Here is a 19567-nt window from a genome sequence, read left to right on the forward strand (position 1 = left end):
TCATGCCGCCGCCACCATGTGGCCGTTCGTCGGTCCGGCTGCCGTCAGCACGGCCCGCGCGACGATCTCGCGCACCGCGTCGAGCCGGTACTCGGCGCTGCCGCGCACATCGGCGATTGGTGAGAGCTCAGTCATCGGCGCGGACTGCACCGCAGCCGCCAGCCCGTCATCGGCCCGTCGACCACGCAAGGCCTGCTCGACACCGGCAAGGCGTTTGGCAACCGCTGAACAGGAACCAACGGCGATCGCTGCTTCCGTGACCGTGCCGTTTTCAACGACAAGGCGCGCCGCCACCATGGCAATGGAAATGACGAGATAGCGCCGTGCGCCCAGCTTGAAGAAGGCCGACGTGCCGGCCGGTTTCGGCACGCTGATGGCCGTTACCATTTCGCCAGGTTTCAGAGCGGTGCGGCGGTTGCCAAGAATGAAATCCGGCAAGGACAGATGGCGCGTCGCGGCTGTCGAACTGAGCTCGACCTCGGCATCGAGGATCAGCAGGCCGGGCACGCCGTCGGCGGCCGGCGAGGCGTTGCAAAGATTGCCGGCGACCGAGGCAACATTCTGGATCTGCGGCGAACCGACCTCGCACGCAGCCTGTTTCAGCGCGTCGAAAGCCGGCGGTAAGGGATGCCTGATGATGTCGGTCCATGTCGTGCGGGCGCCGATGACAAAGTGGTCATCCGTTTCAAAGATGCCGCGCAACGAAGTCAGACCGTTGATGTCGAGGACATTGTCGCGGAAGGGTTTGGCACCCTGTGCCGGATAGAAATCCGTGCCACCGGCCAGGATGCGCCACGCGCCCTCGCCAAGCAACGCGAGAGCCTCGTCGACCGTGGTGGGTTTCGCGTAACGGATCACGCTTTGCCTTCCCAGAGAATGAGCCTTCCCGAATTTGGCCCGCCCAGGACGTCTTGCCTGGAGTTTCTTGCCGGTTCCCGAAACCGGAAATTCATTCGTATGCAAATGATATCAAGCCGGTGGAAATTGTCAAAGCCAGAGTTTGCACCGTTGCCGGCAGCGGGTGAGCCGAAACGCATTTGTTATGGCATGGGAGGTTGACGCGGCCGGCCTTCTGGTCAAGTTTCTGCGTCCGGTCGCGTCAGCGGCATCTTTCTGCTGTAGCCTGAGCCACATGACAGAGAAGAAGGAGGCCTCATGGCCGACGAAGCGCTTGTTGTGATCGACCTGCAGAATGACTTTTGCCCGGGCGGCGCGCTGGCCGTGACCGGCGGCGACGAGATCGTGCCGCTGGTCAACGACATGATCCGGCGAGCCGACCATGTCGTGCTGACGCAGGACTGGCATCCCGCCGGCCATTCGAGCTTCGCCTCCAGCCATCCGGGCGCACAGCCCTTCACGATGATAGACATGCCCTATGGCCCGCAGACGCTGTGGCCCGACCATTGCATCCAGGGCAGCCTGGGTTCGGATTTCCACTCCGGTCTTGCCTGGACCAAGGCCGAACTCGTTATCCGCAAGGGATTTCGCCCTGACATCGACAGCTATTCGGCCTTCTTCGAGAATGACCATACGACGCCTACCGGTCTCGCCGGCTATCTCAGGGAACGGGGCATCGACACGCTGACCCTGGTCGGCCTGGCGACCGATTTCTGTGTCGGCTTCTCGGCACTGGATGCTGTCAGCCAGGGGTTCAAGACCACCGTCCGGCTCGATGCCTGTCGCGGTATCGACCTCAACGGATCCCTCGACGCGATGCTGCAGCGCATGCGCGATGCCGGCGTGGCGCTTGAAGACAGTTTGACGGACTGAACAGTGGGGTATCGGGGAGACTTTTTGCGGATCACCGCAGGTGTGATGACGGGTGCGGTCATCGCGATAGCGGTGACGATCCCGGGCGTGGCCTTCGCGGCCGAGGAACACGGATTGCCGGGTGAAGCGATGTCGTTGTGGTGGGTGCTGCCATTCGCCGGCCTGCTGCTGTCGATTGCCACCGGGCCGCTGCTGTTCCACCATGTCTGGGACCCACACTACGGCAAGATCGCGGCCCTCTGGGCCGCCCTTGCGGTTGTACCGCTGGCGCTTGCCTTCGGCGTCCCATCGGCGACCGAGGCAGTGCTGCATGCGCTGCTCACCGAATACATGCCGTTCATCATCCTGCTGTTCGCGCTGTTCACCATTTCGGGGGGCATTCTGGTCGCCGGCAACATCCACGGCACGCCGCTGGTCAATGCCGGATTGCTGCTCACCGGCGCGCTGCTCGCTTCGGTCATCGGCACGACGGGCGCCTCGATGATCCTGATCCGGCCGGTCATCCGCGCCAACGACGCCAGGCCGTTCAACGCCCATGTCGTCGTCTTCTTCATCTTCCTGGTGTCCAACATCGGCGGCTCGCTGACGCCGCTCGGCGACCCGCCGCTGTTCGTCGGCTTCCTGCGCGGCGTCGATTTCTTCTGGACGACCACGAACCTCTACCGGGAGACGCTGTTTACCGGCGGTGTCGTGCTTGCGGTATTTCTCGCCATCGACATCATCCTGCATCGGCGCGAGGCCGGGGCGCCAAAGATCAAGGACCCGACACCGGATTCGAAAGTGCGCATTCGCGGCCTGCCCAACATTCCGCTGCTGGCCGGCGTCATCGGTGCCATCCTGCTGTCGGCCAGCTGGAATCCTGGAGCGAGCATCTCCATTCAAGGGGTGACTCTTGAACTGCAGAACCTGGTCCGCGACGCGATCATCCTGATCCTCGCCTTCGCTTCCCTTGCCGTCTCGCGCAAGGAATACCGCCAAGCGAACGGCTTCAACTGGGGGCCGATCGCGGAGGTGGCGAAATTGTTTGCCGGCATCTTCATCTGCATCGTGCCGGTCGTCGCCATCCTGAGAGCCGGCCATGACGGCGCGCTGGCGCCGTTGGTCGCGCTCGTCACCTCGGGCCATGGCACGCCCAACGATCTCGCCTATTTCTGGCTGACCGGAGCATTGTCGTCCTTCCTGGACAATGCGCCGACCTATCTGGTGTTCTTCGAGCTTGCCGGCGGCGATCCACGGCACCTGATGACCGAGCTTGCCTCGACGCTCGCCGCGATTTCAGCCGGCGCGGTGTTCATGGGCGCCAACACCTATGTCGGCAATGCACCCAACTTCATGGTCTATGCCATCGCCCGGCAGTACGGTGTGAAGATGCCTGGCTTTTTTGGCTACATACTTTGGTCAGGGCTGGTGTTGATCCCGATCTTTTTGGCTGCGGGCTTTTTGTTCTTTGGCGGGTGAATTGGTGCTTTTGAATTGGTACCGTTTGCGCCGCCCCTCATCGCCCTGCCGGGCACTTCTCCCCGTATAGTGACGGGGAGAAGAACGCCTTTGCCAATGGTTTCGCCAATCATCAACGTTGTCGGATGGGCGCCGTCGTCGCTGCCCTCTGCCTTCTCCCGTCACTATACGGGGAGAAGGCAGAGGCAGGCGGATGAGGGGCGGCGCTACCGTCTGGAAAGTGTTATTGCCGTTGCAGTTGCGGCAATCTCAGCCCACACCGACATAGCGCCTCACCGCCGAGGGGTCGGCACGCAGGTGCTCGACATCGACCGTCTCGCGGTTGCGGCCGTTCTCGATGAACGAGACGCGGTCGGCCACCGACAGCACCGCATCGACGCGCTGCTCGACCAGGATGGTTGACACGCCCAAGTCGCGCAGCGTCGACACGGTCTCGCGGATCTTCGCGATCATCGACGGCATCAGGCCTTCGGTCGGTTCGTCGAGCAGCAGCACCCCCGGTTCGAGGCACAGCGCCCGCGCCATCGCAAGCATCTGCTGTTCGCCGCCGGACAAGGTGCCCGAGCGCTGCCTCAACCGCTGGCGCAGCAAGGGAAAGAGGTCGAGCACGCGCTCTCGCGTCGCCTTGCCCTTGCCGCGCGCCATCAGCCCGATCTCGATATTTTCCGCCACCGTCATCTCGGCGAAAAGACGCCTTCCCTGCGGCACATAGGCGACGCCGGCCTTCGGCACCTCATGCGCCGGCAGTCCGGTCAATTCCCGGTCCCCAAGCCGGATAGAACCGGCACTGGCTGGAACCAGGCCCATGATCGCCTTCAGCGTCGTCGTCTTGCCGGCGCCGTTGCGGCCGAACAGGCACAGCACCTCGCCCTTGTTCAGCACGAGGTCGAGCCCGTAGAGCACCTGGATCTCGCCATGGAAGCAGTCCAGCCCCGAGACCACCAGGGCTTGCGTCTTGCCGGTCTCGGTCATGGGGCCGTCCCCAGATAGGCGTCCTGCACCGCCGCGTTGTCGCGGATCGCCTCGGGCGTGCCTTCGGCCAGGATCTTGCCGGCATTGAACACGGTGATGCGGTCGGCCATCTGCATGACGAGAGGCATGTTATGCTCGATCAAAAGCACCGTGGCATTCGTGGCGATGTCACGCACCAGCTCCACGAAATTGTCGATCTCGCTGTCGGCCAGCCCCTGCGTCGGCTCGTCGAGGATCAGCAGGCGTGGTTTCAGCGCCAGGCCCATGGCGACCTCCAGCAGGCGCTGGTGGCCATAGGACAATTGCCCGGCCGGCATATGGGCGCGGTCGGCGAGGCCGGTGCGTTCGAGTGCCGCCATGACCGCGGCCTGTATCGCGCTCCTGGAATGGCCATGCCGCAGCGTCAGCTGCACGGGCAGCGCGACGTTGGCGTAGACGGTAAGGTTGGCATAGATGCTGGTGATCTGGAACGTATAGGCTATACCCTGGCGGACGCGGGCATAGGCCGGCAGGCCTGTGATGTCGGCGCCGTCGAAGACGATCGCTCCCGAGGATGGCTGAATGCGGCCGCTGATCAGGCTGACAAAGGTGGTCTTGCCGGCGCCGTTGGGGCCAATGATGGCGCGGATCTCGCCCGGCATCAGGCTGAAGTCGACATTGTCGACGGCGCGCAGGCCGCCGAAATCGCGCGACAGGCCCCTGGTCGTCAGCAGCGGCATCATGGCAGCCATCCAAGCCAGCGCTGGCGAACGGTGCCGAGAATGCCCTTGGGAAAGAACAACACCAGAAGGATGAGTGCGACCCCGACGATCAGCAGATAGGCCGATGTGTAGCCGCTGGTGACGTCGATGACATAATACATGAACAGCGTGCCGAGCAGCGGCCCGAGCGTCGTGGCGGCACCCCCGAGCAGCACCCACAGCAGCGGCAGGATCGAATATTGCACCGATGCAAAGCTCGAGCCGACATAGCCGAACAGCAGCGCATAGGCGGCGCCCGAGGCCGCGCAGATCGTGCCGGAGACGACGACTGCCAGGAGTTTGTTGGAGAAGGTGTCGTAACCCAGCATCTTGGTCCGCTCCTCATTCTCGCGGATGGCGACCAGCACGCGGCCATATCGGGAGCGGACGATGGCTAAAGTGATCAGCAGCACGATCGTGAATAGCGCCAGCGCACTCATGTAGCGCACGGTCGGGTTGGTGAGGTCGAGCGAGGTCGCGCCGAAATTGAGGACGCGCGCCGGCTGCGGCACGACCTGGCCCTGATCGCCCCCGGTCCACGCCGCGAAGTAGAGGATGAGCAGATAAAAGACCTGCGCGAACATCATGGTGACGATCATGAAGGCAACGCCAGTGGTGCGCAACGCCAGCAGGCCGATGATCAGGGAAACAACGACACCGCAGCCGAGGCCAGCGGCGAAAGCCGCCGGCACGCTCCAGCCGAGCTGGATGATGGCGAGCCCGGCGCCATAGAGGCCGGCGCCGAAGAACATGGCGTGGCCGAGGCTGAGCAGGCCGGCATAGCCGAACAGCATGTTGTAGCCCATGGCGAACACCGCCAGCACCATGATGCGGGCGAGCAGGCCGTGATAATAGTCCGGCAGCAGGAAGCTCAGCGCGAGAAGCAGCGCGATGACGCCGAGATGCAGCGCGTAGGCCTTTGCCGGCGAAGCTTCGCTCATCGTGATGCCGTTCCGAACAGACCCTGCGGCCGGAACACCAGCACCATGGCGACGAGCAGCGTGGCGATGATCTTGGCCAAGGTCGGTGAGAAGAACATCGAGATGATGCCGTCGGACAGGCCGATCAGCACGGCGGCGACCACGGTGCCGCGCAGCGAGCCGAGGCCGCCGATGATGACGACGATGAAGGAGAGCAGCAGCGGGTCCTGCCCCATCAGATAGTGCGCCTGGCTGATCGGCACGATCAGCACCGCGGCGATGGCCGCCAGCATGGCGCCAAGCGCGAAGACGCCGCCGTAGACGCGGTCGACGGGGATGCCGAAGGCCTGCGCCGTTTCGCTGTCATACTGCGTGGCGCGCATGATGAGGCCGATTTTCGTGCGCGTCAGCACCAGCCATGTGGCGATCAGCAGCAGCGCGGAGGCGGCGATGATGGACAGCTTGTAGCCGGAATAGCCGAACCAGGGTAGCAGGATGCGGTAGCTGAACGGCGGCTCGACGGGCCGTGCCTCGGGGCCGTAGAAGGTCAGCGCCAGCTGCTGGATGATGTAGAGCATGCCGATGGTGGCGACGATGGTGGCTTCCGGATTGTAATTCAGCCGGCGCAGCACCAGCCGCTCAGCGACCAAGGCAATAGCGCCGACGATCAGCGGCGCGATCACCAGCGCCGCCAGGAAGCCGAGCGCCGGGTGGCCCGATATCGCCGTCGAGATCGCCCAGGCCAGCACGGCGCCCAGCATGAAGAATTCGCCATGGGCGACGTTGACGACGCGCATGACGCCAAACACCAGCGACAGCCCGAGTGCGGTGAGCGCCAGCACGGCTGAGGTGACGAGGCCTTCGAGGGTGGCAAGGAGGAGATGGGGGCCGAAGTGCATGGGCTATGCACCGAGGGATGCGCGAGGCACCCCCCTCTGTCCTGCCGGACAGGGGGAGATGCCCGGCAGGGCAGAGGGGGGTGGCTTGGCGCTCACGCTGGCTGCTGGAATGAGTTCACAGCGCCTGCGTCGTGTAATCCCCTTCGGGCTCGTAAAGCCCATCCTCGATCTTGGTCTTGTGCACGACCTTCAGCTTGCCGCCCTCGACCTTGGAAATATTCTGGATGCCAAAACACTGGTGGATCTTGCCGTTGAAGGTCTTGGCGCCCTGCGGATGCTCCGGCCCCTCGGCGAAAGCGGTCAGCGCCTCTGTCGCCTCGACGAGCTTGGCGCGGTCTTCCGGCCCCTTGTAGCCGGCGTCCTCCATCGCCTTCTTGACGACGTAGAGTGTTTCCCAGCAGCCGAACATATGCGCGGCGGTGGAGACGTCCTTGGCATCGCCAACGGCCGCGCCATTGTCGTCGATGCCGACGGCGGCGCGGTAGGCTTTCTGCGCGGCGGAATCGTCGGGTTGCGCGTAGCGCGGCGAGCCTTCCCAGAAATGGCTGCCGTCGAGGAATTCGAGCCCGGGGCTGTTGATGTCCACGGCTTCCAACGAATCGATGAAGCCGAACAACTGCGGCCGGTTGGAGCCGTAGAATTCGCCGAGTTCCTTGACGAAGGTGAGCACCGCCGGGCCGACCATGACGTGGTAGATCACCTCGGTCTCGGCCGGGATCTGCGGGAAGTATTTGGTGAAGGAGGATTCCGTCGGCGGGACGGCGATCTGCGCGATGACCTCGGCGCCCTGCGCCTTCAGCGCTGGCGGCAGGTAGTCCCGATGGTCGTAGCCGAAGGCGAAATCGGGGAAGATCTGCGTCACCTTCTTGCCGGCATTGGCCGCGATCCACGGCGCCATCGACTGGATCTGGCTCTTCACATCGGTGATGCCGGGCTGGAAGACATAGCGGTTGAGCTTGGTCGAGGCGACGTGGTGGCCCTCGCTGACGACGAAATAAGGCATCTTGGCTTCGCCGGCGGCAGGCGCCGAGCCGATGACGACATGCGAGAACAGCGTGCCGAAGACGATGTCGGTCTTGTGCTGGGTGGCGAACTTGCCGACCACCTCGGCGCCGCGGCCGGGATCGGTGCCGTCATCCTCGATGATGACCTCGACCGGACGGCCATTGATGCCGCCGGCAGCATTGATCGCCTTGATTGCCGCGGCAGTGGTCTTCTCGTACCAGCGGCCATAGGCAGCGCCAATGCCGGTGCGGTGCGACTGGAAGCCGATCTTGATCGGCGCCGAACTCTGCGCCTGGGAATAGCGGACGAAACCGGGCGCCATGGCGAGGCCGGCGCCGGCGGCCAGACCTTTCAGCGCCGTGCGGCGGCTGAGACCGGTTTTCGGGAGGTTGAAGCTCTTGCTCTTGTCCATGATGCCGTTCCCCTTGTTCAGCGTTAGGAGCGCAAAGTCCGCTCATGTCCGGAAGTCGAAAAATTGCATGTGTACAAACTAAATCACCAAAGTCTGGACACGGCAATGCCGCTTCCCTAGGGGAATCCCGGTTTATTTTCCAGCGCCAATGGCCTCAAGGCATGTCGCCCGAAGGTGGTACGCACCCTAGCCGACCGTCGGCGTCGCGAGCAGCCAGAGGCCGAAGACGGTGTAAGCGATCATCAGCACGGTCAGCGGGAACTGGCCGAGCGCGGCGCGGGCAGGTCGCGGATGCAGGCGCCAGGCGAAGCCGTGGGCGACGAGAACGGCGAGCACATGGCCCGTTATGATGGCGCCGGCCTGGATGTTCCACAGCCACCAGGCTGAGCTGGCTCCGGCAACGATCCCGGCCTCGATCTGCATGTCGGCGGTGCCGAAAAGGTTCCAGCCCAGCGCGAACGGATCGGAGAGGGAGGCCAGCGCATACTGGCCGTCGACCAGCAGCGTCGTCAGATAGTGCGCGACATGATAGGCGAGTGCGATCGGCACGATCGACCACACCAGAAGGCCAGCCGCTTGGCTCATGCGTTGATCGCCGCCAGCGACGCGCTGGCCGAGGAAAACGGCAAAAAGAAACACCGCCGCGAGCAGCACGAATGTCAGAATCAGTCCGAAAGTGCCGCTGCCGATCACCGCCGTGCGTCCCGGGAATTCGAGCGGATTGACGCCGGACAGGCCAAGCCAGAAGAAGGTTTTCGACAGGCCGTCGAAGGAGACCGAGGACAGCGCCAGCAGCAGGAAGGCCACGCCGCTTGGTGGCAACGGCTCGGCCGCCAGCAGCTTGGCCCCTGGCCAGCACAGAGCAAGCCGGCCTTCGCCGTCGCGCTCGACCGGCGCGAAGCGCGCCACCATCGAGAAGAAGATCGTCAGGAACTCGCCGCCGCGGCTCCACTCCCGATAGCCGAACACCAGCATGGCGAGGAAGGCGAGCAGCCAGTACAAGCCGGCGGCCCAAGCGAGACGAGCCGGGTCGTCGGGAGCTGGATCGATGAGTTCGAACCAGGCAAAGGCGAGGAACAGGATGACGGCCGGCCAGCGGCCGAGCCATCCGGGGAGGCGCCACGATCCCTCATCCCTTGCGCCGAACAGCCACGAAACCAGGCGCCAAGGCCCATACCAGGGGTTGAGCCATGACCAGAGGTCGCCGAAGACGCCTTGCAGCAGCGTGACGCCGGCCCATAGCAGCGTCCAGACCACGAGCGGCAACGGGTTGGAGAGTGGGTCGCGGCTGCCGAAAAGGCCGGCGGCGATGAGGATTGCAAAGCCGGCAAAGGAGGTCAGGCTGATGGCTGTGCGAGCGCCGTCGCCGAAGGCGAAGACCGGCAGGCGCCGGCGCCAGAATTTATCCAGAGCCGCCGGCGGCAGCAGCGCCAGCACGAGGAAGCTGACAGCCACGGCGAAAGCGCCGCCAACCAGATAGTAGCCGGTCGGGAGAAGCAGGACGTGGCCACGGTCGGAGGCATGGGCGAAGGCGGGGGTGGGTGCGATGAGCAATAAAGCAACAAGCAACAAGGCCAATGACGGACGGGAGCTCTCCGTGGCGAAGGAACTCGAACTATCCAAGAGCCCCGCCACCTCTCACACCTTGACCAGCTGCTCCACGCGATCCTTCTCGCCAAAGATCCGCAGATAACGCTGGATCTCCTTCTCGTCGCCGGTCGCCTTGGCCGGATTATCGGATAGCTTGACCGCCGGCCGGCCGTTGGCCTCGGTGACCTTGCAGACCAGCGATATGGCATCCAGGCTGTTGGTTTCGGTCGGCGCGCAGCCTTCGAAGTCGTTGGTCAGATTGGTGCCCCAGCCGAAGGACATGCGCACCTTGCCCTTGAAGTGGCGGTAGGTCTCCTCGATGGTTTCCACTTCGAGCCCATCGGAGAAGATCAGCAGCTTCTGCTTGGGGTCCTTGCCCTTCTCGCGCCACCAGGCCAGGATCTTTTCGCCGCCTTCGATCGGCGGCGCGCTGTCGGGGCGGAAGCCGGTCCAGTCGGCCACCCAGTCCGGCGCGTCGCGCAGGAACGACGCCGTTCCGAAAGCGTCGGGCAGGACGATCAGCAGATTGCCGCCATAATAGCGCTGCCAGTCCTGCAGCACTTTATAGGGCGCTTGCCGCAATTCCTTTTCCGAGTTGGCGAGGGCCGCGAACACCATCGGCAATTCATGTGCGTTGGTGCCGAGCGCCTCGAGGTCGTTGTCCATGGCCAGCAGCACGTTGGAGGTGCCGGTGAAGGCCTCGCCAATGCCTTCCTTCAGGGCTTCGACGCACCAGCGCTGCCACAGGAAGGAATGCCGCCGGCGCGTGCCGAAGTCGGATATGCGGATGCCGGGCAGCGCCTTCAGCCGCTCGGTCTTGTCCCACATCTTGGCCTTGGCGCGGGCATAGAGCACGTCGAGCGTGAACGGCCCGAACGCCCGCATCGCGGCCCGCGAACGCAATTCATTGATGATGGCGAGCGCGGGAATTTCCCACAGCGTCGTGTACATCCAGGGACCGGGGAAGGTCAGTTCGTACTGTCCGTCGTGCTTGGCAAGCTCGTAGTCGGGCAACCTGAAGCCTTCCAGCCAGGCGAGGAATTCCGGCTCGAAGATCTGCTTGCGGCCATAGAAATTGTTGCCGCCGAGCCAGATCATCTCCTTCTTGGAGAAGCGCAAGGTGCGGGCATGATCGAGCTGTTCGCGCAACTCGCCCTCGTCGATCTCGTCGGCAAGCCGCACCGAGGTGGTGCGGTTGATCAGCGAGAAGGTGGCGTCGACCTTGGGGTACATGCCCCAGATCATCTGCAACATCAGAAGCTTGTAGAAGTCGGTGTCGAGCAGGCTGCGCACGATCGGGTCGAGCTTCCAGGTATGGTTATAGACGCGCCGCGCAATATCGGTCCTGGCCATGTCTCGTTGTCGCCTTCGCTGCCTGCCATCCACAATCGCGACAGGCCTCATAGCATCGAATCAGCCAAAACGCTGCCCGCTTTCAGGCTGGCCCGACAAAAAGAAGGGCCTGAATGCGGCCGGGCCTAGGCTGCATCAGCTCGCGGGTTTGCCGCCCATCACCTTGAGCGCCGGACGTTTGCGTCGGGTCACGAGGCGGCCCGCGACCGGGGCGTCGGCGCGGCTGTCATCCCCGGCCTTCTCGGCGAACAGCCAGTCGATAAACACCTGTACGATCGGCGTCGCCCGCATCTCGTTGCGGCAGACGACGTAGAAATCATCGACCGCCGGCACCGACAGGCTGAACGGCGCGACCAGCATGCCCCTGGCCAGCAGCGCGCTTGCCGTCACGGAATCGCCCAGCGCCACGCCGTGACCGTGCACCGCGGCCTCGGCCGCCATGCGCGCATCACCCAGATGATGGCGACGGCCGCGTTCGAGGTCCAGCGCATCGGCTGCCGCCAGCCAGGTGTGCCACTCGCGGCCGTCGTCGCCATGCAGGAACACATGGTCGGCGAGGTCGCGAACAGTGCGGATCGGGCGGTTGTTGATCAGTGTCGGGCTGACCACCGGGAACAGTTCGAGGCCCGACCATTTGCGCATCCAGCAATCGGCCCAGCTGCCATTGCCATAGTGCACACAGACATCGATATGCGGCGCCCGGATATCCCTGGGGTCGTTGGAAGGGATGAGCGTCAGCTGGATGTCGGGATACTGCGCGGTGAAGCTGCCGAGCCTCGGCGTCATCCACAAAAGCAGCAACGCCGGCACGCAGGACACCGAAAGCGCGCCGCTGCTTGCCGGCCGCGTCAGCCGCTGCGTGGCGGCGGCGATGCCGTCGAAAGCCGTCGACACCGCGGGCAAAAGCTCGGCGCCATGCGGGGTCAGCTTGACCCGCTGGCCAGATCGTTCGAACAGCTTGACCCCAAGCGACTGCTCGAGCGCCTTGATCTGGTGGCTGACGGCGCCATGCGTGACATTGAGCTCACTCGCCGCCTTGGTCAGCGAGCCATGGCGCGCGGTTGCCTCGAAGGCACGCAGCGGGTTGAGAGGGGGCAGGCGCTTGGCCATGGATGCTCGGCTCATTGTGAGATTTTCTCACAGAAAACACCTTAACAATATCAATTGCTTTTTCAATGCGGCTGCCGGACACTTTGCCGCAATCGCATCAAGACCTGAAATCTGCGGGCAGCGAGCGGGGCAAGCGACCCGGCCGGATGATGGTCGGTTCGCCCGAGGTCCCACTGGTCGGCGGCACCAATCGAGGAGGAATGGATATGGGTTATAACAGCGGCAAGCTCGACGCGTTGCGTCGCAAATATGGCGAGAGCCATGGCGGCGAGATGTTCGACCCGAAATTCCGCAAGGTCGCCGACAAGATCTTCTCCAAGAGCGGCACGCGGCTGGCGCCCTATTCGGGCATCCCGACCTTCCTCGCCGCGCCCTACCGCGAATTATCAGCGGAGAACCCGGATTTCGGCGACCTGCAGGTGGCCATGATCGGCGTGCCGATGGACCTCGGCGTCACCAACCGGCCGGGCTCGCGTTTCGGGCCGAGGGCGCTGCGCGCCATCGAGCGCATCGGCCCCTACAATCACGTGCTGGAATGCGCGCCGACGCACGAGCTGCGCGTGGCCGACATCGGCGATACGCCGTTCCGCAGCCGCTACCGGCTGGAGGCCAGCCATGAGGACATCGAGCGCCGCACCAACCAGATCGTCGATGCCGGTGTCATCCCTCTATCGGTCGGCGGCGACCATTCGATCAGCCATCCGATCCTGAAGGCCGTCGGCAAGAAGGCTCCGGTCGGCCTGATCCACATCGATGCCCATTGCGACACCAGCGGCCTGTTCGACATGACCAAGTTCCACCACGGCGGGCCGTTCCGCAACGCGGTGCTCGATGGCGTGCTCGACCCGACGCGCACCATCCAGATCGGTATCCGCGGCTCGGCCGAATATCTCTGGGAGTTCACCTATGAATCCGGCATGACCGTCGTTCACGCCGAGGAGGTGACCGGGCTCGGCATTCCCGCCATCATCGAGAAGGCGCGCAAAATCGTCGGCGATGGCCCGACCTATGTGTCCTTCGACATCGACAGCGTCGATCCGGCCTTCGCGCCGGGCACCGGCACGCCGGAAGTCGGCGGCCTGACCACGCGCGAAGTGCTTGAACTGCTGCGCGGCCTCAAGGGCCTCAACATCGTCGGAGGCGACGTCGTCGAGGTGGCGCCGCAATATGACGCGACCACCAACACCGCGCATGCCGGCGCCCAGGTGCTGTTCGAAATCCTGAGCCTGATGGTGTTCAGCCCGGCCGTGATCGGCAAGGGAACCTGACGCCTGAAATCCAAGGCGGCCGCCGCGCTGGAGCCGGCGGTCGCCTCAAACAATCAAAAGCTTCCAGAAGGGGAATGACAATGACAATCCACTCGACACTGAAATCGTCCATTGCCGCCGTCCTGATGCTGGGCGCCGGCCTCGGTATCGCCACGCAGGCCGCCAGCGCCGACGCGCTCGCCGATATCACCAAGGCCGGCACCATCAATGTCGGTGTCTTCGCCGACTTTCCGCCCTTCTCCTCGGCCAGCGCCGATATGAGCCTCAAGGGCTATGACATGGACGTCGCGCAATACATCGCCGACACGCTCAAGGTGAAGCTCAATCCTGTTGCCGTCACCGGCCAGAACCGCATTCCCTATCTGAACGACCACCGCGTCGATATCCTGATGAGCGTCGGCTACTCGAAGGAGCGCGAGCAGGTGATCGACTTCGCCGCCGCCTACGCGCCCTATTACATCGCGGTGATCGGTCCGGCGGCGATGACGGTCAAAGGCAAGGAGGACCTTGCCGGCAAGTCGATCGCCGTCAATCGCGGCACGCTGGAGGATACCTCGCTCACCGAGGCGGCGCCGGCGTCGGCCGACATCAAGCGCTTCGACAACTACAATGCCGTGATCCAGGCCTTCATCTCCGGCCAGACCCAGTTGATGGTCGTCGGCAATGATGTCGGCGCGCAGGTGCTGGCGCGCCAGGAAGCGCTCAAGCCCGAACAGAAGTTCCAGCTTCTGACCTCGCCCTCGCATATCGGTCTCAACAAGAACGAGGACGGCCTCAAGAAGGCGGTCAATGACGCCATCGCCAAGATGCTGGCCGACGGCAAGCTCGACGAAAGCTCGAAGGCCTGGCTGAAGACGCCGCTCAATCCCGACAACCTCAAGGATTGAGCTCCCGTGGCCTTCGGTTGGCTCCCGGGCGCCCTGGGCGACATCGCGCACGGCGCGGCCACGACGATCCTGCTGATCGCCGTGACCACGCTGGCGGGAACGCTGCTCAGCATTCTCGGTGCCGCCGGACGGCGAAACGGCCCTGTGCTGCTTCGCCGGGCCATCGCCTGGTATGTCGAGGTGATGCGCAACACGCCGTTCCTGGTGCAGCTGTTCTTCATCTTCTTCGGCCTGCCGAGCCTCGGCATCAGGCTCGACCCGATCCTGGCCGCCATGCTGGCGATGACGCTCAACATGGCGGCCTATACGATCGAGATCGTCGGCGCCGGTCTCGACGCCGTGCCGCTCGGGCAGACCGAAGCAGCGCTCGCGCTTGGTCTGCGGCCCCGCCAGGTGTTCATCAAGATCGTGCTGCCGCAGGCGCTCAAGATCATCTATCCCGCGCTCACCAGCCAGATCGTCATCATGATGCTGGAGTCCGCCGTGGTCTCGCAGATCGCGGTGCGTGAGCTCACCTATGAGGCCGACATGCTGCAGGCGCGCACCTTCCGTTCCTTCGAGACCTATTTCGTCGTGACGCTGGTCTATCTGGCCCTGTCGATGGCCTTGCGCCGGCTTCTGGTCACCGGCGGGCGCCGCGCCCTCGGGGCTGGCGTGTCATGATCGAATTCACCCTCTGGGATATCGTGCGCAACCTCCTGCTGGCCACACGCTGGACGGTGCTGTTGTCGCTGGCCGCCTTTGTCGGCGGCGCGGCGGTTGGAATGGCGGTGCTGTTCTTCAGGATCGCCAAGAATAAATGGAGCCGGCGCCTTGCCTCCGGCTACATCGCCCTGTTCCAGGGAACGCCGCTGTTGATGCAGCTCTTCCTGATGTTCTTCGGCCTGCCGATGCTGGGCATGCGTATCGAGCCCTGGACCGCGGCGGTGCTCGGCCTCACCTTCTTCGCCAGCGCCTACCTCGCCGAGATATGGCGCTCCGGCGTCGACGCCTTGCCGTTAGGCCAATGGGATGCCGGCGCCAGCCTCGGCCTGCACTATCTGCAGGAGCTGCGGCTGATCATCCTGCCGCAGGCGTTCTCGATCACCCGCGCGCCGACGGTCGGCTTCCTGGTGCAGCTCATCAAGTCGACCGCGCTGACCTCGATCATCGGCTTCGAGGAACTGGTGCGGACCTCCAACGCCATCAACAACGCCACCTTCGAGCCTTTCAAGGTCTACGGGTTGGTAGCGCTGATCTTCTTCCTCATGTGCTTCCCGCTGACGCAATACGCCCGCCGGCTGGAGAAGCGCACGGCGACGCGCTGACAGCTAAGAAACAACGGCTCCCGGAGGCCGTGTGGTTTTAATGCCCGAAGGCGAGCGGCGGTGCCAGGCGGTCCCGTCGCAGCCAGCGTGCCAAAAGCAGCGCTGCCACCACCGCCAGCCCGCTGGACAGACCCATCCAGATGCCGACGCCGTGGAAGCCGAAATGGAAGGCGAGCAGCACGCCGAGCGGCAGGCCGACGCCCCAATAGCCGATCGCGGCATAGATCATCGGCACCTTGGTGTCGTGCAGGCCGCGCAGCATGCCGGCCGCAACCGCCTGGGCGCCGTCGAAGACCTGGAACAGGGCGGCAAAAACCAGGAACGACACGGCAAGCGCGATCACCCTGGCATTGGCCGGGTTGGCGAGATCGATGAAAGCGCTGATCAGGAGATGCGGCCACAGGGTCATAACCAGCCCCATCAGTGCCATGAATGAGACGCCGATGACGAAGGCGGTCCAGCCGGCACGCGACACCCCCTCCGGATCGCCCGCGCCATGCGCAAGCCCGACGCGCACCGTCACCGCCTGGTTGAGGCCGAGCGGCACCATAAAGGAGATCGAGGCGATCTGGATGGCAATGGCGTGTGCCGCCAGCGAATCCGCGTCGATCAGGCCCATCAGCAGCGCCGCGGCATTAAAGATCGTCACCTCGAAGGCCAGGATGCCGGCAATCGGCAGGCCGAGCCGCAGCAGGCCCTTGAAGCGCGGCCAGTCGGACCGCCAGAAGCGGCCGAACAGGCGGTAGCGCCGGAACTTCTTCTCCCACATCACTACTACGGCCATGCCGACGAACATCAGCGTGCTGGAGAGCGTCGTGGCAAGGCCGGAGCCGGCGATGCCCATGGCAGGAACGCCGAGATTGCCGAACATGAACACCCAGTTGAAGACGGCGTTGCAGGCGACGGCGACGAAGACGATGATCAACGCCCAGCCGGGCCGCTCCAGCGCCGAGATGAACGAGCGCAGCACGATATAGCCGTAGAAGGGCAGCACCGCCCACTCCAGCCAGCGCAGATAGATGCCTGCCTGGTGCGCCAGTGCAGGCTCCTGGCCCATGGCCAGCAGAATGGCCTCGCCGTGCCACAGCACGAGCCAGATCGGGATCGAGATCAGGATCGCCAGCCACAGGCCCTGGCGCACGGTGCGGCGCAAATCGCGCACGGAATAGCGGCGGCGGCCAAGCTCGGTCGCCATCATCGGCGAGGTCGCCAGCATCAGGCCGAGACCAAAGATGAGCGGCATGAAATAGAGGTTGGCGCCAAGCGCGCCGCTGGCCAGCGTATCGGCCCCCAGCCGTCCCATCATCATGACGTCGGTTGCCGTCATCGCGGTCTGGCCGAGATTTGTCAGCACCATCGGCCAGGCGAGCGCCAGCGTCGCCCTGATCTCCTGACGCCAAAGATTTTCCGGCGCGCGAGCGCTGGCTTCGATCGCAGACATTGTTCCGCTCTTTCCAGGCGCGGCACGTCGGCGAAAAGCCGGAAGCCGCATGTCAAACCGCAAAACCTTTGGTTTCGCTGTGTTTGCGTCGTCTATTGAACGAAATGCGACATGAAGGCAAGGGAGGAGGTGCCGGAACAGATTGAGCCAGGCAGTTGGCCTTCTATCCAATCGCGTCGAGCGCTTGCCGCTGCCGGTGCATCTCCAGGAAAATCCGGTAGTCGCGATCGAAGCGCGCGCTGGCGGCCGGGTTGGCGGCGCGTGTCTTGCCGCCCTGCTGCATGGCAAGACAGGCGGCGTTGAGATCGGGGAAAAGCCCTGCGGCGGTGGCGGCGACCATGCCGGTGCCGAGCAGCACCGCCTCGTCGGCCAGCGGCTCGACCATCGTGCAGCCGGTCGCGTCGGCATAGAGCTCCATCAGAAGCGGGTTCTTGGTGTGGCCGCCGGTGACATGCAGCGTGTCGATCAGATAGCCGTTCTCGTTCAACGCCTCCAGCACGTGGCGCACGCCGAGCGCGACGCCGACGGCGGTGCGCCAGTAGAGCTTGCACAGGCTGTCGAAGGAGGAATCCAGCGTCAGCCCGCTGATGACGCCGACAGCGTGCGGGTCTGCCAGCGGCGAGCGGTTGCCGTGGAAATCCGGCAAAACGTGCAGCCTTTCGGCCAGCTTCTCGCCCTCGGCGGCGCGCAATTCGGCGACACGCTTGGCGATCCTGGCGTGCATGGCGGCGTCCGGCTCGCCTCCGGCCCCGTGCCAGCGGATGATGTGGTCGAGCAGCGCGCCGGTGGCCGACTGGCCGCCTTCCGACAGCCACAGCTTCGGCAGCGCCGCGCCATAATAGGGGCCCCAGACGCCGGCGAAAGGCTGTGGATCGGGCGACATCGCCATGACGCAGCTCGACGTGCCGGCGATCAGCGCCAGATGCCGGCCGATATCCTGCTCGTCGCCGGCAAAGCCACCGAGCACGCCAAGCGCGCCGGCATAGGCGTCGATGACCCCGGCGCCGACACGGCATTTTTCCGTCAGGCCGAGCTCGGCCGCCGCTTGCGGTGTCAGCTGGCCGATATCCGCGCCGACCGGGCTTGCCTTTTCAGGGAGATTGCCGTGGTCGAAAAGATCGTCGAGGCCGACGATTTCAAAGAAATCGCGCTGCCATGCGATTTCCTCATGCGCCAGATAGGTCCATTTGGCTGTCAGCGTGCATTGCGAGCGGGCCAGCGAGCCCGTCGCCTGCCATGTGAGGAAATCGGTCAGGTCGAATAGATAGCCGGCTTCATTCCATGTCCTGGGCAGGTTGCGCTTCAGCCACATCAGCTTCGGCGTGGCCATTTCCGGCGACATGACACCGCCAATATAGTTGAGCACCTCGTGGCCGCTCGCCGTGCATTCGTCCGCTTCGGCGATGGCGCGGTGGTCGAGCCAGACGATGGTGTCCCAGCGCCTGTCGCCCGACACCGAGGCACTGAGCTGTTCGCCCTGACGGTCGCGCACGACCAGCGAACAAGTCGCATCAAAGGAGATGCCGACGACATCTTCAGCCGCAACGCCGGCTTTTTGCCGGGCGGCGTGCACGGCGGTGCAGACGGCGGACCAGATATCGCGCGAATCATGTTCGGCGTGATCGGGCTTTGGCTGGTTCATGGCGATCGGCCGTTCGGCGCGGCCAAGCAAGGTGCCACTGGTGTCGAGAATGCCCGCGCGAGCGCTCCCGGTGCCGACATCGACCGCGCAGATAAACTGTTTCGTCAAGATGCTCTAACTCTCGCTCCCAGGCCTGCAATCAGATCGGGCAATTGCAGCATGTCAGCGAATATAAAGTCAGGTTCGGTCGACGCAAGCCGCGCTTTCAGGGCGGGGTTGCCGGCATGCGAGCCGCCGGTGAAGGCGAAGACATGCATATCAGCCGCGCGCGCCGCCGCGATGCCGGCCGGACTGTCCTCGATGACGAGGCATTTGCGCGGCTGCGCCCGCATGCTGGCGGCGGCATGCAGGAAAAGATCGGGCGCCGGCTTGCCCCTGGCGACCATGGCAGCGCTGAACAGATGCGGCTCCATGAACCCGAGCAGGCCGGTGACGTCCAGCGCATAACGGATCCGTTCCAGCGTGCCGGAGGACGCGACACAGAATGGTTGGCCGAGCTTGGGCAGCATCTCCTTGACGCCGGGGATCGGTTTCAGCTCTTCACGGAACTTGCGCATGAGATCGACACGCATGGCGGTGAGATGCTGATCGGTGATCTCAAGCCCGAAGTCGCGGCCGAGGATCTCGCGCACGCTTTTCATGCTCTTGCCGAGGAAATGCTCGTAGGCGGCATCCTCGCCGATGCTTCCGCCGGCAAGTTCGATCATGCCGAGCAGCGCCGAGACGGAGAGCGCTTCGCTGTCGACCAGCACGCCATCGCAGTCGAAGATGACCAGTTCAGGCGTCATGGCAT

At 64.3% G+C, this 19567-nt stretch carries 18 protein-coding genes; 6 read left to right on the forward strand and 12 right to left on the reverse strand.

Annotated elements, in window-relative coordinates; all coding sequences use genetic code 11:
• Positions 1–858: a xanthine dehydrogenase family protein subunit M gene (locus FJ548_RS09040; protein ID WP_140694060.1), complete on the reverse strand. Its 858-nt coding sequence runs from the start codon at positions 856–858 to the stop codon at positions 1–3.
• 297 nt (positions 859–1155) lie between these two features.
• Here FJ548_RS09040 and pncA point away from each other — a divergent pair, with 297 nt between their 5' ends.
• On the forward strand, positions 1156–1770 hold the full coding sequence (gene pncA / locus FJ548_RS09045) for a bifunctional nicotinamidase/pyrazinamidase (protein WP_140694063.1): 615 nt from the start codon (positions 1156–1158) through the stop codon (positions 1768–1770).
• 45 nt (positions 1771–1815) lie between these two features.
• Positions 1816–3228 (forward strand): sodium:proton antiporter, encoded by a 1413-nt coding sequence (locus tag FJ548_RS09050; RefSeq protein ID WP_140694185.1) that lies wholly within the window; start codon positions 1816–1818, stop codon positions 3226–3228.
• Positions 3229–3477: 249 nt separating this feature from the next.
• On the opposite strand, the gene FJ548_RS09060 is transcribed toward FJ548_RS09050, so the two are convergent.
• The 8 genes from FJ548_RS09060 to gcvA form a co-directional block, all read right to left on the reverse strand.
• Positions 3478–4200, reverse strand: a complete 723-nt coding sequence (locus FJ548_RS09060) for an ABC transporter ATP-binding protein (RefSeq protein ID WP_140777684.1) — start codon at positions 4198–4200, stop codon at positions 3478–3480.
• Complete coding sequence (locus FJ548_RS09065; RefSeq protein WP_140765283.1) at positions 4197–4922, reverse strand: ABC transporter ATP-binding protein; 726 nt, start codon at positions 4920–4922, stop codon at positions 4197–4199. Before FJ548_RS09065 ends, FJ548_RS09060 begins: the two co-directional genes overlap by 4 nt.
• On the reverse strand, positions 4919–5881 hold the full coding sequence (locus FJ548_RS09070; protein ID WP_140777685.1) for a branched-chain amino acid ABC transporter permease: 963 nt from the start codon (positions 5879–5881) through the stop codon (positions 4919–4921). The genes FJ548_RS09065 and FJ548_RS09070 overlap by 4 nt, the downstream gene beginning before the upstream one ends.
• The gene (locus FJ548_RS09075; protein WP_140765279.1) at positions 5878–6759 is read right to left on the reverse strand and encodes a branched-chain amino acid ABC transporter permease; all 882 of its coding nucleotides are present in this window, start codon (positions 6757–6759) and stop codon (positions 5878–5880) included. Before FJ548_RS09075 ends, FJ548_RS09070 begins: the two co-directional genes overlap by 4 nt.
• A 115-nt stretch (positions 6760–6874) precedes the next feature.
• Complete coding sequence (locus tag FJ548_RS09080) at positions 6875–8179, reverse strand: ABC transporter substrate-binding protein (protein WP_140765277.1); 1305 nt, start codon at positions 8177–8179, stop codon at positions 6875–6877.
• A gap of 183 nt (positions 8180–8362) precedes the next feature.
• A complete protein-coding gene (locus FJ548_RS09085) occupies positions 8363–9724 on the reverse strand; it encodes a hypothetical protein (RefSeq protein WP_348640906.1) in 1362 nt (453 codons plus the stop codon).
• Between the two features lie 90 nt (positions 9725–9814).
• Positions 9815–11119, reverse strand: coding sequence for a nicotinate phosphoribosyltransferase (gene pncB, locus FJ548_RS09090; RefSeq protein WP_140694080.1), 1305 nt, complete (start codon positions 11117–11119; stop codon positions 9815–9817).
• Between the two features lie 135 nt (positions 11120–11254).
• On the reverse strand, positions 11255–12229 hold the full coding sequence (gene gcvA / locus FJ548_RS09095) for a transcriptional regulator GcvA (protein ID WP_140609920.1): 975 nt from the start codon (positions 12227–12229) through the stop codon (positions 11255–11257).
• A gap of 206 nt (positions 12230–12435) precedes the next feature.
• Between gcvA and speB the strand changes: the two genes are divergently transcribed.
• The 4 genes from speB to FJ548_RS09115 all read left to right on the forward strand — a co-directional run bounded on the left by speB (position 12436) and on the right by FJ548_RS09115 (position 15691).
• On the forward strand, positions 12436–13497 hold the full coding sequence (speB, locus tag FJ548_RS09100; protein ID WP_140694082.1) for an agmatinase: 1062 nt from the start codon (positions 12436–12438) through the stop codon (positions 13495–13497).
• An 80-nt stretch (positions 13498–13577) separates the two neighbouring features.
• Positions 13578–14384 (forward strand): transporter substrate-binding domain-containing protein, encoded by an 807-nt coding sequence (locus FJ548_RS09105; RefSeq protein ID WP_140694084.1) that lies wholly within the window; start codon positions 13578–13580, stop codon positions 14382–14384.
• 6 nt (positions 14385–14390) lie between these two features.
• Positions 14391–15047 (forward strand): amino acid ABC transporter permease, encoded by a 657-nt coding sequence (locus FJ548_RS09110; protein WP_140694086.1) that lies wholly within the window; start codon positions 14391–14393, stop codon positions 15045–15047.
• On the forward strand, positions 15044–15691 hold the full coding sequence (locus FJ548_RS09115; RefSeq protein WP_140609908.1) for an amino acid ABC transporter permease: 648 nt from the start codon (positions 15044–15046) through the stop codon (positions 15689–15691). The genes FJ548_RS09110 and FJ548_RS09115 overlap by 4 nt, the downstream gene beginning before the upstream one ends.
• Before the next feature lie 37 nt (positions 15692–15728).
• Here FJ548_RS09115 and FJ548_RS09120 read toward each other — a convergent pair whose 3' ends face one another.
• The 3 genes from FJ548_RS09120 to FJ548_RS09130 all read right to left on the reverse strand — a co-directional run bounded on the left by FJ548_RS09120 (position 15729) and on the right by FJ548_RS09130 (position 19562).
• Entirely contained in the window at positions 15729–17132 is a 1404-nt protein-coding gene (locus tag FJ548_RS09120) for an MATE family efflux transporter (RefSeq protein ID WP_140609909.1), read from the reverse strand.
• 163 nt (positions 17133–17295) lie between these two features.
• Positions 17296–18882 (reverse strand): FGGY-family carbohydrate kinase, encoded by a 1587-nt coding sequence (locus FJ548_RS09125; protein WP_140609910.1) that lies wholly within the window; start codon positions 18880–18882, stop codon positions 17296–17298.
• On the reverse strand, positions 18879–19562 hold the full coding sequence (locus FJ548_RS09130; RefSeq protein ID WP_140609911.1) for an HAD-IA family hydrolase: 684 nt from the start codon (positions 19560–19562) through the stop codon (positions 18879–18881). The genes FJ548_RS09125 and FJ548_RS09130 overlap by 4 nt, the downstream gene beginning before the upstream one ends.
• Between the last annotated feature and the right edge of the window lie 5 nt (positions 19563–19567).

The organism is Mesorhizobium sp. B2-4-17, assembly GCF_006441275.1.
In the GTDB taxonomy this organism is placed as follows: domain Bacteria; phylum Pseudomonadota; class Alphaproteobacteria; order Rhizobiales; family Rhizobiaceae; genus Mesorhizobium.